General features: G+C 73.2%; 14 protein-coding genes. 11 read left to right on the top strand and 3 right to left on the bottom strand.

Annotation, left to right across the window (positions count from 1 at the left end; genetic code table 11):
- Positions 1-69 precede the first annotated feature (69 nt).
- The 8 genes from glmS to tsaE all read left to right on the top strand — a co-directional run bounded on the left by glmS (position 70) and on the right by tsaE (position 9,866).
- Positions 70-1,932 (top strand): glutamine--fructose-6-phosphate transaminase (isomerizing), encoded by a 1,863-nt coding sequence (gene glmS / locus OG439_RS42450; RefSeq protein WP_326946042.1) that lies wholly within the window; start codon positions 70-72, stop codon positions 1,930-1,932.
- Between the two features lie 15 nt (positions 1,933-1,947).
- Positions 1,948-3,384, top strand: a complete 1,437-nt coding sequence (locus OG439_RS42455) for an NAD(P)H-hydrate dehydratase (protein ID WP_326946043.1) — start codon at positions 1,948-1,950, stop codon at positions 3,382-3,384.
- A 434-nt stretch (positions 3,385-3,818) separates the two neighbouring features.
- Positions 3,819-4,652 carry a DeoR/GlpR family DNA-binding transcription regulator gene (locus OG439_RS42460; RefSeq protein WP_326946044.1) on the top strand — a complete coding sequence of 278 codons (834 nt, stop codon included), beginning with the start codon at positions 3,819-3,821 and terminating at the stop codon, positions 4,650-4,652.
- Positions 4,642-6,072, top strand: coding sequence for a xylulokinase (gene xylB, locus OG439_RS42465; RefSeq protein ID WP_326946045.1), 1,431 nt, complete (start codon positions 4,642-4,644; stop codon positions 6,070-6,072). Before OG439_RS42460 ends, xylB begins: the two co-directional genes overlap by 11 nt.
- A gap of 5 nt (positions 6,073-6,077) precedes the next feature.
- Positions 6,078-7,169: an ABC transporter ATP-binding protein gene (locus OG439_RS42470; protein ID WP_247060595.1), complete on the top strand. Its 1,092-nt coding sequence runs from the start codon at positions 6,078-6,080 to the stop codon at positions 7,167-7,169.
- Positions 7,170-7,198: 29 nt separating this feature from the next.
- Complete coding sequence (alr, locus tag OG439_RS42475) at positions 7,199-8,317, top strand: alanine racemase (protein ID WP_326946046.1); 1,119 nt, start codon at positions 7,199-7,201, stop codon at positions 8,315-8,317.
- Complete coding sequence (locus OG439_RS42480; RefSeq protein WP_247060599.1) at positions 8,314-9,414, top strand: alpha/beta fold hydrolase; 1,101 nt, start codon at positions 8,314-8,316, stop codon at positions 9,412-9,414. Before alr ends, OG439_RS42480 begins: the two co-directional genes overlap by 4 nt.
- Entirely contained in the window at positions 9,411-9,866 is a 456-nt protein-coding gene (gene tsaE / locus OG439_RS42485; protein WP_326946047.1) for a tRNA (adenosine(37)-N6)-threonylcarbamoyltransferase complex ATPase subunit type 1 TsaE, read from the top strand. The genes OG439_RS42480 and tsaE overlap by 4 nt, the downstream gene beginning before the upstream one ends.
- A 24-nt stretch (positions 9,867-9,890) precedes the next feature.
- Here tsaE and OG439_RS42490 read toward each other — a convergent pair whose 3' ends face one another.
- Together OG439_RS42490 and OG439_RS42495 are read right to left on the bottom strand one after the other, a co-directional pair.
- Entirely contained in the window at positions 9,891-11,222 is a 1,332-nt protein-coding gene (locus OG439_RS42490; RefSeq protein WP_326946048.1) for a carboxyl transferase domain-containing protein, read from the bottom strand.
- Positions 11,215-12,639, bottom strand: a complete 1,425-nt coding sequence (locus tag OG439_RS42495) for an acyl-CoA synthetase (RefSeq protein ID WP_326946049.1) — start codon at positions 12,637-12,639, stop codon at positions 11,215-11,217. Before OG439_RS42495 ends, OG439_RS42490 begins: the two co-directional genes overlap by 8 nt.
- Positions 12,640-12,785: 146 nt before the next feature.
- Between OG439_RS42495 and tsaB the strand changes: the two genes are divergently transcribed.
- The 3 genes from tsaB to tsaD are packed head-to-tail and all read left to right on the top strand — an operon-like array spanning position 12,786 to position 14,973.
- On the top strand, positions 12,786-13,451 hold the full coding sequence (tsaB, locus tag OG439_RS42500) for a tRNA (adenosine(37)-N6)-threonylcarbamoyltransferase complex dimerization subunit type 1 TsaB (protein WP_326946050.1): 666 nt from the start codon (positions 12,786-12,788) through the stop codon (positions 13,449-13,451).
- Entirely contained in the window at positions 13,448-13,927 is a 480-nt protein-coding gene (rimI, locus tag OG439_RS42505; RefSeq protein ID WP_326946051.1) for a ribosomal protein S18-alanine N-acetyltransferase, read from the top strand. The genes tsaB and rimI overlap by 4 nt, the downstream gene beginning before the upstream one ends.
- Positions 13,927-14,973 carry a tRNA (adenosine(37)-N6)-threonylcarbamoyltransferase complex transferase subunit TsaD gene (gene tsaD, locus OG439_RS42510; RefSeq protein ID WP_326946052.1) on the top strand — a complete coding sequence of 349 codons (1,047 nt, stop codon included), beginning with the start codon at positions 13,927-13,929 and terminating at the stop codon, positions 14,971-14,973. The genes rimI and tsaD overlap by 1 nt, the downstream gene beginning before the upstream one ends.
- Before the next feature lie 62 nt (positions 14,974-15,035).
- On the opposite strand, the gene wecB is transcribed toward tsaD, so the two are convergent.
- Complete coding sequence (gene wecB, locus OG439_RS42515) at positions 15,036-16,187, bottom strand: non-hydrolyzing UDP-N-acetylglucosamine 2-epimerase (protein WP_326946053.1); 1,152 nt, start codon at positions 16,185-16,187, stop codon at positions 15,036-15,038.
- Positions 16,188-16,189: the final 2 nt, after the last annotated feature.

The following is a 16,189-nucleotide window of genomic DNA, read 5'->3' on the forward strand; positions in this document are numbered from 1 at the left end:
TCCGCGCAGGTCGCGGGCGGTTCACGTGCCCGGTCAGCCCGCTGAATGTCCCTCGTTAGGCTGGTGCGCGTGTGTGGAATCGTGGGATATGTCGGACACCGCCCGGCCCTGGACGTCGTTCTCGGCGGGCTCCGGCGCATGGAGTACCGCGGTTACGACTCGGCCGGCGTCGCGGTCCTCGACGGCGCGGGCGCGCTGAACGTCGAGCGCAAGGCCGGCCGGCTCGCCAACCTGGAAGCCGAGCTGGACAAGGTCGGCCGCGGCAGCTTCGCCGGTACCGCCGGCATGGGCCACACCCGCTGGGCCACCCACGGTGCCCCGGTGGACCGCAACTCGCACCCGCACCGGGACGCCTCCGAGCGCGTCGCGGTCGTGCACAACGGCATCATCGAGAACTTCGCCGCCCTCCGCACCGAGCTGGAAGCCGACGGCGTCGAGATGGCCAGCGACACCGACAGCGAGACCGCCGCGCACCTGATCGCGCGGGCGTACACCGGCGGCGAGACCGCCGGGGACTTCGCGGCCTCCGTCGCCGCCGTCTGCCGCCGTCTCGAAGGCGCGTTCACGCTGGTCGTGACGCACGCCGACCACTCGGGCACGATCGTCGCGGCGCGCCGGTCGTCACCGCTGGTCGTCGGCGTCGGCGAGGGCGAGCACTTCGTCGCCTCCGACGTCTCGGCGTTCATCGAGCACACCCGCGAGGCCGTCGAGCTGGGCCAGGACCAGCTCGTCGTGATCACCCGCGAGGGCTACGAGGTCACCGACTTCCACGGCGACGCCGCCCAGGCGAAGCCGTTCACCGTGGACTGGGACCTCTCGGCCGCCGAAAAGGGCGGCCACGAGTACTTCATGCTCAAGGAGATCGAGGAGCAGCCCGAGGCGCTGGCGAACACCCTTCGCGGGCACTTCGACAACGGCCGGATCATCCTCGACGAGCAGCGCATCTCCGACCAGGACCTGCGCGACGTCGACAAGGTCTTCGTCGTCGCCTGCGGCTCGGCCTACCACTCCGGCCTGGTCGCCAAGTACGCCATCGAGCACTGGTGCCGCCTGCCGGTCGAGGTCGAGCTGGCCAGCGAGTTCCGCTACCGCGACCCGGTGCTCGACCGCGCGACGCTCGTCGTCGCCGTGTCGCAGTCCGGCGAGACGGCGGACACGCTGGAAGCCGTCCGGCACGCCCGCGAGCAGAAGGCGCGCGTGCTGGCCGTCTGCAACACCAACGGCGCGCAGATCCCGCGCGAGTCCGACGCGGTGCTCTACACGCACGCCGGCCCCGAGATCGGCGTCGCCTCGACGAAGGCGTTCCTCGCCCAGATCGCGGCGAACTACCTGGTCGGCCTGGCGCTGGCGCAGGCCCGCGGCACGAAGTACCCGGACGAGGTCGCCCGCGAGTTCGCCGAGCTGGAGGCCATGCCCGCGGCCGTCCGGAAGGTCCTGTCCACTGTGGACCAGGTGCGGGACCTCGGCCGCCGGATCGCCGACTCGAAGGCCGTGCTGTTCCTCGGCCGCCACGTCGGGTTCCCGGTCGCCCTCGAAGGCGCGCTGAAGCTCAAGGAGCTCGCGTACATGCACGCCGAGGGCTTCGCCGCCGGCGAGCTCAAGCACGGCCCGATCGCGCTGATCGAGGACGGCCTGCCGGTCGTCGTCGTGATGCCCTCGCCCAAGGGCCGCGCGGTGCTGCACTCGAAGCTGGTGTCGAACATCAGCGAGATCCAGGCCCGCGGCGCGCGCACGATCGTGATCGCCGAAGAGGGTGACGAGACGGTCCGGCCGTTCGCGGACGAGCTGATCGAGATCCCCGCGGTGCCGACGCTGCTGCAGCCGCTGGTGTCCACGGTGCCGCTGCAGGTGCTGGCCGCGGAGATCGCCCGCACCCGCGGGTACGACGTCGACAAGCCGCGTAACCTGGCGAAGTCTGTCACCGTCGAATAACGGGAGGCCTTCGCCGTGCAGGGAATCTGGACCACGGAACGGATTCGCGAGGCGGAGGGGCGGCTGTTCGCCGTCACGCCCGAGGGCGAGCTGATGCGGCGCGCGTCGTTCGGGCTCGCCGTGCGGCTGGCGGAGTTCCTCGCCGAGCACACCGGCACGGTGTCCGGCCGCCGGGTCGTGCTGCTGGTCGGCTCCGGTGACAACGGCGGCGACGCCTTGTGGGCCGGGGCTTTCCTGCGCCGTCGCGGAGTCGCCGTCACGGCTGTGCTGCTGGGTTCGCGAGCGCACGAGGCCGGGCTCGCGGCGTTGCGCCGCGCGGGCGGCCGGGTCGTGTCCGCCGAGGACGGTCCACAGTGGATCGCCCGGGCCGACGTCGTGGTCGACGGGATCGTCGGGATCTCCGCTTCGGGCTCACTGCGCCCCGAAGCCGCGCGGCTGGTCTCCCTCGTCGAAGCGCCGATCGTGGCGGTCGACCTACCCAGTGGCGTCGACCCGGACACCGGCGCCGTCGACGGCCCGGCGGTGCGGGCCACGCTGACGGTCACCTTCGGCGCCCGCAAGCCGGTGCACGTGCTGGCGCCGACGTGGTGCGGCGAGGTCGTGCTGGTCGACATCGGGCTCGAGCTGGGGGAACCCTCGCTGAACCAGTTGGACGTCGTCGACGTCGCCACGGCCTGGCCGGTGCCGGGCCCCGAGGACGACAAGTACAGCCAGGGCGTCGTCGGCGTCGCGGCGGGCTCGGCGACCTACCCGGGCGCGGCGGTGCTGACGGCGGGTTCGGCGGTCCGCGCGACGGCCGGGATGGTCCGGTACGCCGGCCACGCGGCCGACGTCGTCCGGTCGCAGTGGCCGGAGGTCATCGCGACGGGCACGGTCGCCGACGCCGGCCGGGTGCAGGCGTGGGCGGTCGGCCCGGGCATCGGCACGGGCTCGGAGGGCCGCGACGTCGTCCGGTACGTCCTGGGCCGGGGTCTGCCGGTGTGCGCGGACGCGGACGCCACGACGATCATCGCGAAGTCCCCGGAGGTCCTGGACGCCCGCGACCCGGACACGCCGCTGGTCCTGACCCCGCACGCGGGCGAGTACGCGCGGCTGATGGGTCGTGCCCCAGGCGCGGACCGGGTGAAAGCCGCCCGCGACGCGGCCCGGCGGTACAACGCGGTGGTGCTGTTGAAGGGGTACGTCACGGTGATCGCGGCCCCGGACGGCCGGGTGGCGGTCAACAAGCCGCACGGAGCTTGGCTGGCGACGCCGGGTTCGGGCGACGTGCTGTCAGGCCTGATCGGCGCCCTGCTGGCGGCGGGCGTGGACCCGTGGCTGGCGGCGGCCGCGGCGGCTCACGTGCACTCCCTGGCGGGCGCGATCGCGGCCCAGAACGCCCCGACGTCGTCGTCGGCGCTGGTCCACGCGATCCCGGAAGCGATCCGCGCGGTCCGGTCCTTGACGTCCTGAGCAGACCGAGCGGCACTTTCACGTGAAAGTGCCGCTTTGGCGGGGACGGCGTGCGAGGGGCGCGAACGGCCCGTTGGTGCCCGGCGAGGGTCGCGAGTGGCCCGTTGGTGCCGGGGAGGCGTCGCGAGTGGCCCGTTCGTGCCTTGGCGGGAGGGCGCGAGTGGCCCGTTCGTGCCCGGCGAGGGTCGCGAGTGGCCCGTTCGTGCCTTGGCAGGCGGGCGCGAGTGGCCCGTTCGCGCCCGGCGAGCGTCGCGAGTGGCCCGTTCGCGCCCGGCGAGCGTCGCGAGTGGCCCGTTCGAGCCTGGGCGAGCGTCGCGAACGGGCCGTTCGTGCCACTCCAACCAAGCCCGCGAACCTGCGCCCGAGCGACCGGCGCGCGAAGAGTTATCGAGTTCTTTGTTAACTCCGGGCGTTAAATCTGGTAAGAAGTGCGTGTGAGCGGCGGCACAGCGTCTGGAGACCGGAAGACCCGGCCGTCCGATGCTGTCGTCGAACAGCGGCGGCAGGACATCCTCGATCACGTCATCGAGCAGGGTGAAGCCCGGATCGACGACCTCACCGCACGCTTCAAGGTCAGCCTGATGACCATGCACCGCGACCTCGACGACCTCGACGAACGTCGTCTCCTGCGCAAGCTGCGCGGCAAGGTCGAGGCCTACCCGGCGCTCACCATCGAGACCGCCGCCCGCTTCCGCGACACCCTGCACCACGGCGAGAAGGACGCGCTCGGCGAGGCCGCCGCGAACCATGTCCAGCCCGGGCAGACCGTCTTCGTCGACGACTCCACCACCCTCCTTCCGCTGGTCAAGCGGCTCGCCGAGATCGACGCGCTCACCGTCGTCACCAACTCGCTGCACGCCGCCCGGCTGCTCGGCCCGAAGGTCGACGTCGTGCTCGCCGGCGGGCGGTACAGCCACGAGTACGACTCCTGCGCCGGGCCCGAGGTGCTGAACCTGCTCGACAGCATCCGCGCGGACGTCTCCTTCGTGTCGGTCACCGCCGTCGCCATCGGGCGGCTCTACCACCCCGATCGCGACTACGCGGAGCTGAAGAAGACCGCGCTGAAGATCGCGAACCACAGCGTCCTCGTCGTCGACCACTCGAAGTTCGGCCGCACCGCGACCTACGCGCACGGCGACGTCGGGGACTACGACCTGCTGATCACCGGCGAGACCACGCCGACCGAGGAGATCGAGGCCGCGCTCAACGCGGGCACGGCGATCGAGATCGTCGAACACGTCGAGGAGGGGCAGCCGTATGACAGCTGAGCTGGTGGCCGGCATCGATTCGTCCACGCAGTCGACCAAGGTCGTCGTGTGCGACGCCGGAACCGGGGAGATCGTGCGCACCGGCCGCGCGCCGCACCCGGACGGCACCGAGGTCGACCCCGCCGCGTGGTGGGGCGCCTTCCAAGAAGCGACCTCCGGGCTGCTCGACGACGTCAAGGCCATCGGCATCGGCGGCCAGCAGCACGGCATGGTGACGCTCGACGAAGGCGGCGACGTCGTCCGGCCCGCGCTGCTCTGGAACGACAACCGCTCGGCGCAGGCCGCGCTCGACCTGATCGACGAGCTCGGCGGGCCGTCCGTCTGGGCGAAGTCCGTCGGGTCGGTGCCCGTCGCCAGCTTCACCGTCACGAAGCTGCGCTGGCTCGCCGACCACGAGCCGAAGCTGGCCGACCGCGTCGCCCGCGTGCTGCTGCCGCACGATTGGCTGACCTGGAAGCTCACCGGCGGCGACCCGGTCACCGACCGCGGTGACGCGTCCGGCACCGGCTACTTCTCGCCGTCCGACAACGCCTACCGCCTCGACGTCCTCGCGCACGCCTTCGGCGGCCGGACGCCGGAGCTGCCCACCGTGCTCGGCCCGGCCGACACGGCCGGCCACACGAAGGACGGCGTGCTCGTCTCCGCCGGCACCGGCGACAACATGGCCGCCGCGCTCGCGCTCGAACTGCAGCCGGGTGACGTCGTCGTGTCGCTGGGCACCAGCGGCACCGTGTTCGGCGTCGCCGAGACCGGCGCGGCCGACGCCAGCGGCGAGGTCGCCGGGTTCGCCGACGCCACCGGCCGCTTCCTCCCGCTGGCCTGCACGCTCAACGCCGCCCGCGTCCTGACGTCGACCGCGACGATGCTCGGCGCGACGCTGAGCGAGTTCGACCGGCTCGCCCTGCGCGCCGAGCCCGGGGCCGGCGGCCTGACGTTCCTGCCTTACCTCGACGGCGAACGCACCCCGAACCTGCCCGACGCCACCGGCTCGCTGGCCGGCCTGACCCGGGCCAACATGACGCCGGAGAACCTCGCGCGCAGCGCCGTCGAAGGCATGCTGTGCGGCCTGGCCGCCGGTCTCGACGCAGTTCGCGCGCACGGCCTCGACGTCCACCGCGTGCTGCTGATCGGCGGCGGGGCGCAGTCGGCCGCCGTCCGCGCGGTCGCGCCGCTCGTGTTCGGCGTGCCCGTGCAGCTGCCCGAGGTCGCCGAGTACGTCGCCATCGGCGCGGCGCGGCAGGCGGCCTGGGCCCTGACTTCCGGTGCGGAACCCCCGTCCTGGCAAGGAAAGAACAAGACGCGGCTCGAGCTGGACGAGCCGACCGAGGCGCAGCGCGCCGAGGGCCACCGGATCCAGCAGCGCCACCTCGAAGCGCGCGAAGCCGCGCACGGGGTCCGGCGGACTTTCGGAGAGGATTGACCCCGATGGCTTCCATCACCTACGACAAGGCGACCCGGCGTTACACCGGCAGCGACCGCCCGGCCGTCGACGCACTGGACCTGGAGATCGCCGACGGCGAGTTCCTGGTGCTGGTCGGCCCGTCCGGCTGCGGCAAGTCGACCAGCCTGCGCATGCTCGCCGGCCTCGAGGACATCGACGACGGCGCCGTCTGGATCGGCGACCGCGACGTCACGCAGCTGCCGCCGCGCTCGCGTGACATCGCGATGGTGTTCCAGAACTACGCGCTCTACCCGCACATGACCGTCGGGCAGAACATGGGCTTCGCGCTGAAGATCGCCGGGCGCCCCGCGTCCGAGATCAAGCAGAAGGTGCTCGACGCGGCCAAGCTGCTCGACATCGAGGACTACCTCGACCGCAAGCCGAAGGCGCTTTCCGGTGGTCAGCGCCAGCGCGTCGCCATGGGCCGCGCGATCGTCCGCGAGCCGCAGGTCTTCCTGATGGACGAGCCGCTGTCGAACCTCGACGCGAAGCTGCGTGTGTCGACCCGTACGCAGATCGCCGCGCTCCAGCGCCGCCTCGGCGTCACGACCGTGTACGTCACGCACGACCAGGTCGAGGCCATGACGATGGGTGACCGCGTCGCCGTGCTGTCGGACGGCCTGCTGCAGCAGTGCGACACCCCGCGCGCGCTCTACGACAAGCCCGCGAACGCGTTCGTCGCCGGCTTCATCGGCTCGCCCGCGATGAACCTCGTCACCGCGAAGCTCACCACCGACGGCGCCGAGGTGGGTGGCGCGCGCGTGCCGCTGACCCGCGAGATCATCGCCGCCGCCGAAGGCGACACCGTGACGCTGGGCTTCCGGCCGGAGTCGCTCGAGGTGTCGGCCACCGAAGACGGCACCGTGCCGATCAAGGTGGAACTGGTCGAGGAGCTCGGTTCGGACGCCTACGTCTACGGCAAGCTCGCCGAGACCGACGCCGAGGGCACCAAGTCCAACGTCGTGGCCCGGGTCGACCCGCGCAAGCCGCCGGCCATGGGCGACACCCTGCACCTGCGGATCCGTCCCGACGAGCTGCACGTGTTCTCCGCCACGTCCGGGGCGCGCCTGTCCTGACCTCGGGTCATGGGAAACTGGCGGGCGTCATGACGCCCTCCAGTTCTCCCCGCGCCCAGGTCGACATCGACCTCGACGCGATCCGCCACAACCTCACGCTGCTGGGCGCCCGCGCGCCCGGCGCCGAAGTGATGGCCGTGGTGAAGGCCGACGCCTACGGCCACGGCGCGCTGCCGGTGGCGCGCGCCGCGGTCGAGGCCGGCGCGAGCTGGCTCGGCACCTGCTCGCTCGGCGAGGCCCTCGACCTGCGCCGCGCCGGGATCACCACCCGGCTGTTCAGCTGGCTGGACGTGCCCGAGGTCGACTTCGCCGCGGGCGTCGAGGCGGACGTCGACCTCGCCGCCAGCTCGGTCGGTGAGCTACGTCGCATCGCCGCCGCCGTCCCCGCGGGTACCCGGGCTCGCGTGCACCTCAAAATCGACACCGGCCTCTCGCGCAACGGCTGCCCGCCCGCGGGCTGGGCCGAGCTGGTTTCCGCGGCGGCCGCCGAACCGCGCGTCGACGTCGTCGCGATCTGGTCGCACCTCGCGTGCGCGGACGAGCCGGGCCACCCGTCGATCGACGCCCAGGCGAAGCGCTTCGACGACGCCTACGACGTCGCCCGCGCCGCCGGGCTCGACCCGCTGCGCCACCTCGCGAACTCCGCGGCCCTGCTGACCCGGCCGGACCTGCACTTCGACGTCGTGCGGCCGGGCATCGCGATGTACGGGCTCAACCCGGTGCCGCAGGCCGAGGACCTGCGCCCGGCCATGACGTTCCGGTCCGCCGTCGCGCTGGTCAAGCGCGTCGAGGCCGGGGAATCGGTGTCCTACGGGCACACCTGGACCGCGGCGCGCGACACGAACCTGGCCCTGGTGCCGGCCGGGTACGCCGACGGCGTGCCGCGGTCGCTGTCGGGCCGGATGGACGTCTGGTTGGGCGGGCAACGGCGGCCGGTCGCCGGGCGCGTCTGCATGGACCAGCTGATCGTCGACTGCGGTGACTTCGAGCCGGACGTCGGCGCCGAGGTCGTCCTGTTCGGACCGGGGACGCGCGGTGAGCCGACGGCGCGGGAATGGGCCGACAAGCTCGGCACCATCGACTACGAGATCGTGACGTCGATGTACCGCCCGCGGGTGGCGCGCCGGTATCTGGGGGCGGCCTCGTGACACCTTCACGTCGACTGCTGGCCATCGCCGGCGGCGTCGGAGCCGTGGCCACCGGGACCGCCGCGGCCGCCATCGCGGTCGCCGCCCAGCAGCGGCGGCACAGTGAGGACCCGTACGTGGACGAGCCCCTGGGGGAGCTGAAGCCGGATCGCACGTCCACGGTCGCGGCCGACGACGGCACCCCGCTTTCGGTCGAGGAGATCGACCCGGAAGACGGCGGCGAGCCCGAACTGACCGTCGTGGGCGTGCACGGCTTCGCGCTTTCGCGGCGGTGCTTCCACTTCCAGCGCCGCGACCTCGCGAAGCTGCGGTTGCCACGCGTGCGTCAGGTCTACTACGACCACCGCGGCCACGGCCTGTCCGGCGCGGCGTCGGCGGAGAACTCGACGATCGAGCAGCTGGCCCGCGACCTCGACGTCGTGCTGCGGTCGCTGGTGCCGACGGGGCCCATCGTGCTGGTGGGGCACTCGATGGGCGGCATGGTGATCATGGAGCTGGCCGCGGAGTTCCCGCAGCTGTTCGCGGACCGCGTGGCCGGCGTCGCCTTCATCGCGACGGCGGCGGGCGAAGTCGGGGCGCGCGGGTTGCCGCGTTCGCTGCTCTCGAAGTACAACCCGCTGACGCGCGCCGCCGGCGGTCTCGCAGGCTGGCAGCCGGGCCTGGTCGAGTTCGTCCGCGCGGCCGGTGGCCAGCTGACGCGCCAGGCCGTGCGCCGGCTGGCGTTCGGCAGCCGCGACGTCGCACCCCGGCTCGTCGACTTCATGCTCGAGATGCTGGAAGTGACGCCGGTGCGCGGCCTCGTGAACTTCGTCGACACGCTCGGCAGCCACAACCGCTACGCGGCGCTGGCCGGGCTGAAGACCGCGGAAGTGCTGGTGCTCGGCGGTGATTCGGACCGCTTCACGCCGTTCGCGCACGCCGAGCGGATCGCGTCCGAGCTGCCCGACGCGGAGCTGGTGCGCGTCCGCGGCGCCGGGCACATGGTGCTGCTGGAGCAGCCGGACCTGGTGACCAGCCACCTGATCGACTTGTTGCAACGCTGCTCCGGTGTGGACGGCGAGGACTCGGCCCGGCGGAACTGGTGGTGGCAGCGTTGACGTATCTGTTCCCGACACCCGAAGACACGATGGAGTTCGGCCGCTCGCTCGGCCGCTCCCTGCGCGCGGGTGACCTGGTCCTGCTCGCCGGGCCCCTCGGCGCGGGCAAGACCACGCTGACCCGCGGCATCGCGGACGGCCTTGGCGTCGGCGGCCGGGTGAGCAGCCCGACGTTCGTGCTGGCCCGCGTCCACCCGGCGGGTGCCGCCGGCGTGCCGCTGGTGCACGTCGACGCGTACCGCCTGGGCGGCGACCTGTCCCAGCTGGACGACCTGGACCTGGACACGGACCTGGAGCGTTCGGCCATCGTCGTCGAATGGGGCGAGGGCTCGGCAGAGCGGCTGTCGTCGGACTACCTGGTGGTCCGGCTGGACCGCCGCGACGACGACGTCCGCGAGGTGACGCTGGAACCCCACGGCTCATGGTCGGCACGGACTGTCGTGAGTGTTTAGGGCGGTTCTAACCGCCCTGAACACTCACGACTCTTGCACCGAGACGACCGCGCGGGCCACGCCCAGCTGCACCAGGTCCTGTGGTCGCAGGCGTAGCTGGTTGGCCAGCTCCGGGACCTCCGACGCGGGACGCTTCAGGATCGCCGCCGCCGCTTCGGGTGAGGTCACCGAGAAGTACGCGTCCGGGGTCACCCACGTCGAGCCCGGGGCCGCGAACGCCAGTGCGCCGCCCGAACCGCCCTCGCCGATCACCAGCGTTGTCACCGGGGCGGACGCCGTCGCGACCGCCTCGAACAGGTCCGCGATCGCGCCGCCCGCGCCCGCCTGTTCCGCCGCCGCGTCGTTGGCCGCGCCCGGGGTGTCGACCAGCGTCAGCACCGGGATCGCCAGCCGTGACGCCAACCGGACCAGACGCGCCGCCGTGCGGAAGCCCGACGGCAGCGTCGGTGTGCCGCACTGGGCCGCGTACGCGATCGTCCTCCCGTTGCGCCAGCCGAAGCCGCAGCGGACGCCGTCGTCGACGCCGCCGCAGCGGTCGCCGCTGATGTCCTCGCGCCAGTCGAAGTACGCGTCCAGGTATTCGACGGCTCGCGCCCGGCGTGGGGACCGCGCGGCCTGGACCGCGTCCCAGCCCGTGTCCGGCAGCGCCGCCTCGCGCAGCGCCCGGGGCGGTGGCGCCGCGGCGTTCGACGGGGACGTCAGCAAGCGCAGCCGGCGTTCCAACGCCGGCCCGAGGTCCTCGGGCGCGACGATGGCGTCGACCTGACCCCACGCGAGCTTCGCCTCGGCCGTGTAGGCCTCGGGGGAGCCGGCCGGCCGCACCCGCGAGCCCGCGAAGCCGACCTGGGCCTCGGGTAGCGCGAGGATGACGTCGGCGCCCGCGCCGAGCGTCGCCCAGCCGCCGCCGGTCGTCGGGTCGCGCAGCACCGCGATCTGCGGGACGCCCGCCGCGCGCGTCCGCGCCGCCGCCCGCGCCACGCGCTGCAGCTGCATGAGCGCGCGCATCCCCTGCTGCATGCGGCTGCCGCCGGTCGCGATCAGCGAGACCACCGGCAGCCGGACGTCGCGGGCGTGCGCGAACGCCGCCTCGATCCGGTCGCCGGTGCGCTGGCCCAGCGAGCCGCCGAGGAACCCGAACTCGAACGCGATCACGACGGCCTCGGCGTCCCCGATCTTCGCCGTCCCGCAGACGACCGACTCCTTCTCACCGGTGCGCTCTTCGGCGGCGAAGCGTGCTTCGCGGTAGCCCGGCCAGTCGATCGGCCCGTCGGCGGGCTCCTCGCGCAGCGGCGTCGTGAACTCCTCGAAGCCGGTCGAAATCGTGTCGACGACCTCGCGCGCCGGCCGCCTAGTCACCGAGCGCTCGCTTCAGGACCTTGCCCATGTCGTTGCGCGGCAAGGCATCCAGGTAGCGGACGACCCGCGGGCGCTTGTGCGGCGCGAGCAGCCGGGCGACGTGGTCGGCCAGCTCCTCGGCCGACGGCCGCTCGCCCTCCGGGACGACCCAGGCGACGATCCGCTCGCCGAGGTCGTCGTCCGGCTCGCCGGTGACGGCCGCTTCGGCGACGCCGGGGTGCTCCAGCAGCGCGTTCTCGATCTCGCCCGCGCCGATCTTGTAGCCGCCGCTCTTGATCAGGTCGGTCGCCTTGCGCCCGACGATCTTGACGTACCCGTCGGCGTCGCGCGTGGCCATGTCGCCGGTGCGGAACCAGCCGTCGGCCAGCGCGGCCGCGGTGGCGTCCGGGCGGTTGAGGTACTCGGTGAAGAGGTTGGGGCCGCGCACCTGGATCTCGCCGACGGTCTCGACGTCGTCGAGCACCTCGCCGGCGTCGCCGATCAGCCTGAGCTCGACGCCGCCGAGCGGGACGCCGACGGTGCCGGGCTTGCGTTCGCCGTCCGCGCGGACGCTGGTGTTCATCAGCGTCTCGGTCATGCCGTAGCGCTCGACGACCTGCTGGCCGGTCGCCTCGGTGATCCGCTGGTGGTCGTGCACCGGCAGCGCCGCCGACCCCGAGACGAGCAGCCGCGCGCCGCGCAACGCGTCGGCCAAGGCTTCGTCGCCGCCGACCTCACCGGCGATGCGGTGGTACATCGTCGGGACGCCGAACACCATGGTCGCGCCGGCCTTCAGCTCGCGGGCGACGCCGTCGGTCGAGAACCGGCCGAGGTGGCGGACCGAGCCGCCGCGGCGCAGCGGGCCGAGGATGCCGAGGATCAGGCCGTGCACGTGGAACAGCGGGAGTCCGTGCACCAGGACGTCGTCGGCGGTCCACGCCCAGGCGTCTTCGAGGGCGTCCAGCGTGGTCGCGATCGAACGGCGGGGGAGGACGACGCCCTTCGGCGGCCCGGTGGTCCCCGACGTGTAGACGATCAACGCGGGCGCCTCGGCGTCCGGCTCTTCCTGCAGCGGCGTGGCCGGCCCGGTCAGCGGGATGTCCCGCCGCGGCAGGCCGGCGAGCCCGGCAGGCAGCTCGACGCCGGGTTCGGCCAGCACCAGCTGCGGCTCGCTGTCGGCGAGGATGTGCGCGAGCTCGCGCTCGCCGATCTTCGGGTTCAGCGGCACCGCGGGCACCCCGGCGAGCAGGGCGGCGACGACGGCGACGCTGGTGTGCAGGGTCGGCGTCGCCCACACGGCGACGCGGCCGCGGGGCAGCTCGGCGGCGAGACCGCCGGCGACGGCGGCGAGCTCGGCGTAGGTCAGGGCCTGTTCGCCGAATCGGAGGGCTTCGTTGCCCGAGGCTGACGTGAGGGCGGGGAACAACGGGTCGGGCACCGCGGGGACCTCCAGCTCGGGGGACTCGCTCCTGCGAACCCCGATTCGCACGTTACCGTGCGGATAAGACCCCCGCAGCGACCGGTTTCACCGGTGATCCGGGCCCGCGAATGCGACATCCCGGCCTGGTCGTAGGCTGGGACACCGTGTTGGTACTGGCGATCGATACCTCGACCCCGGCGGTCACCGCGGGCGTCGTCGCACTGGACGGCGACCGGGTCAAGACGCGCGGCGACCGCGTCACCGTCGACCCGCGCGCCCACGGCGAGCTGATCACGCCGCACGCGCTGGCCGCGGCCGAAGCCGCCGGCGTCACCCTCAAGGACCTCGACGCCATCGTCGTCGGCGTCGGTCCCGGGCCGTTCACCGGCCTGCGCGCCGGCATGGCCACCGCGGCCGCCTTCGGCCACGCGCTCGGCATCCCGGTGTACCCGGTCGGCAGCCTCGACGCGATCGCCGCCGACGTCGCCCCGGGCGAGAAGCCGTTCCTCGTGCTCACCGACGCCCGCCGCCGCGAGGTCTACTGGGCGGCCTACGACGCGTCCGGCGCGCGCACGCACGGTCCCGACGTCCAGCGCCCGGCCGACCTCGAAACCGACGTCAAGGCCGCGGCCGGCGACGGCGCGGTCCTCTACGGCGCGGTGCTCGACGTCCGGCCGATCGAGCCGCGCTTCCCGTCACCCGCCGGGCTGGTCAAGGCCGCTCGGAGCGCCCTGCTCGCGCAGGAGACGCCCGCGCCGCTGACGCCGTTGTACCTGCGGCGCCCCGACGCCGCCGAGCCGTCGGCGCCGAAACGGGTGACCGCGCCGTGAGACTCGATCCCCTGCGCCGCAAGGACATCGCCCGCTGCGTCGAGATCGAGAAGATCCTCTTCCCCGGGGACGACCCGTGGAACGCCCACGCGTTCCACTCCGAGCTGGACATCGGCCACTTCTACCTGGCCGCTCGTCCGGACGAGGGTGACGAGCTCCTCGGCTACGCCGGGCTGGCCGTTCTCGGCCGGCGTCGCGGCGAGTACGAGGCGACCGTGCACACCCTCGGCGTCGCGCCCGAGTACCAGGGCCAGGGTATCGGCAAGGCGCTGCTGCTGGCCCTGCTCGAGCGCGCCGACGAGTTCGAGGCGCCGGTGTTCCTCGAGGTCCGCACGGACAACACGACCGCGCTCGGGCTGTACGAGCGCCACGGCTTCGAACGGCTCGGCATCCGGAAGCGCTACTACCAGCCTTCCGGCGCCGACGCGTACACGATGGTCCGCCCCGCGCGGACGCGAGACGAGGTGGCGGGCTGATGTCGCGCATCATCATGGGCATCGAGAGCTCGTGCGACGAGACCGGCGTCGGCCTGGTCCGCCTGCACGACGACGGCACGCTCGAGCTGCTGGCCGACGAGGTCGCCTCGAGCGTCGAGCAGCACGCGCGCTTCGGCGGCGTCGTGCCCGAGGTCGCCAGCCGCGCGCACCTCGAGGCGATGGTCCCGACGACTTCGCGCGCGTTCGAGAAAGCCGGGCTGTCACTGTCCGATGTGGACGCCATTGCCGTGACGGCGGGGCCGGGTCTCGCGGGGGCGCTGCTCGTCGGCGTCTCCGCGGCGAAGGCGTACGCGACGGCGCTGGACGTGCCGCTCTACGGCGTCAACCACCTGGCCGGGCACATCGCGGTGGACACGTTGCAGCACGGGCCGTTGCCGACGCCGTGCTTGGCGCTGCTGGTCTCCGGCGGGCACACGCAGCTGCTGCGCGTCGACGACATCGCGTCGTCGATCACCGAGCTGGGGTCCACTGTGGACGACGCGGCGGGGGAGGCGTACGACAAGGTCGCGCGCGTGCTCGGCCTGCCGTACCCGGGCGGCCCGCCGATCGACAAGGCCGCGAAGAACGGCAACCCGTCGGCGATCGCGTTCCCACGCGGCATGACCGGCCCGCGTGACGCGAAGTTCGACTTCTCCTTCTCCGGCTTGAAGACGTCGGTCGCGCGCTGGGTCGAAGGCGCTCAGCGGCGCGGCGAGGAGATCCCGGTGGACGACGTCGCGGCGTCGTTCCAGGAAGCCGTCGCGGACGTGCTGACGGCGAAGGCGATCCGCGCGGCGAAGGAGCAGGGGATCGGCACGATCGTCATCTCCGGCGGTGTCGCGGCGAACTCGCGGCTGTCGTCGCTGGCGGCGGAACGCTGTGCCGCGGCGGGCATCGAGCTGCGCGTCCCGCGGCCGCGGCTGTGCACGGACAACGGCGCGATGATCGCCGCGCTGGGCGCCCACGTGGTGGCGGCCAAGCGCCCCACGGCGGCGCTGGACTTCAGCGCGAACCCGGCCCTCCCGGTCACCGTCATCTCGCTCTAGTACCGCTCGTGAGTGGTAATGAGGGTTAGAACCCGCATTACCACTCACGACGAGTCTTGGTCCTAGGAAGCCGCGGCGTGCCTGTGCGCCGGCGTCCCGACGCCCAGCAGCTCCTCGATCGCCGCCACCGCCAGGACCGCCGCATTGCCGTTGCCGTAAGGGTTTCCGACCTGGGCCGTGCGCAGCTCGCCGCGCAGCAGGCGGGCCGCGGTGTCGGCGATGCGGGCCGTGTCCGTGCCCACCAGCCACGCGCACCCCGCGTCGACGACCTCCGCGCGCTCGGTGACGTCGCGCAGGACCAGCACCGGCGTGCCGAACGTCGGCGCCTCCTCTTGGATGCCGCCCGAGTCCGTCAGCACCAGCGACGCCAGCCGCAGCGCGCGGACCAGGTCCGGGTACTCCAGCGGATCCGTCACCGTCACCCGCGGCAGGCCGCCCAGCGAGGCGTCCACCTGGGCCCTGACCTGCGGGTTCGGATGCGCCGGGAACAGCACCTGGACGTCCGGGTGCTCGGCGACGATCAGCTGCACCGCGGCGAGCGTCCGCTCCAGCGGCTCGCCCCAGGACTCGCGGCGGTGTGACGTCACCAGCACCAGCCGCTCGCCGGCCTCCGCGATCTCCATCTCCAGCAGGGCCAGCGCCGTGTCGCGCGCCGGGAGGTCGCGGGCCGCGATCTCCAGCACCGCGTCGACGATCGTGTTGCCCGTGACCGCGATGCGTTGCCGCGCAACGCCTTCCGCGCGCAGCTCGGCCGCCGCGCTGAGCGTCGGCGCCAGGTGCAGCGCGGCCAGGCGCGACACCATCTGCCGCGCGCCCTCCTCGGGGAACGGCGCCGTGAGGTCGTGCGTGCGCAGCCCGGCCTCCAGGTGCACCACCGGGATGCCCAGCCAGAACGCGGCCAGCGCGCCCGCCAGCGTCGTCGTCGTGTCGCCCTGGACGACCAACGCGGCCGGGGCGTAGCGGCGCAGCGCGTCGTCGAGCGCCGGCAGCAGGCCCGCCACGAGCTCCGCCTGCCCGCCGGTGACGCGCGGCGGGACGTCCAGCCACGCGTCGGCGACCAGGCCGAACGGCAGCAGCGCCTGCTCGACCATGCTCGCGTGCTGGCCGCTGTGGACCAGGATCGGCCGGAGTGTCGGGTGCGCGTCCATGGCCAGCGCCAGCGGCGCGAGTTTGAGCGCTTCCGGGCGGGTCCCGGCCAGCAACATCACATCCACCC

It is taken from the genome of Amycolatopsis sp. NBC_01307 (assembly GCF_035975215.1).
GTDB lineage: Bacteria > Actinomycetota > Actinomycetes > Mycobacteriales > Pseudonocardiaceae > Amycolatopsis.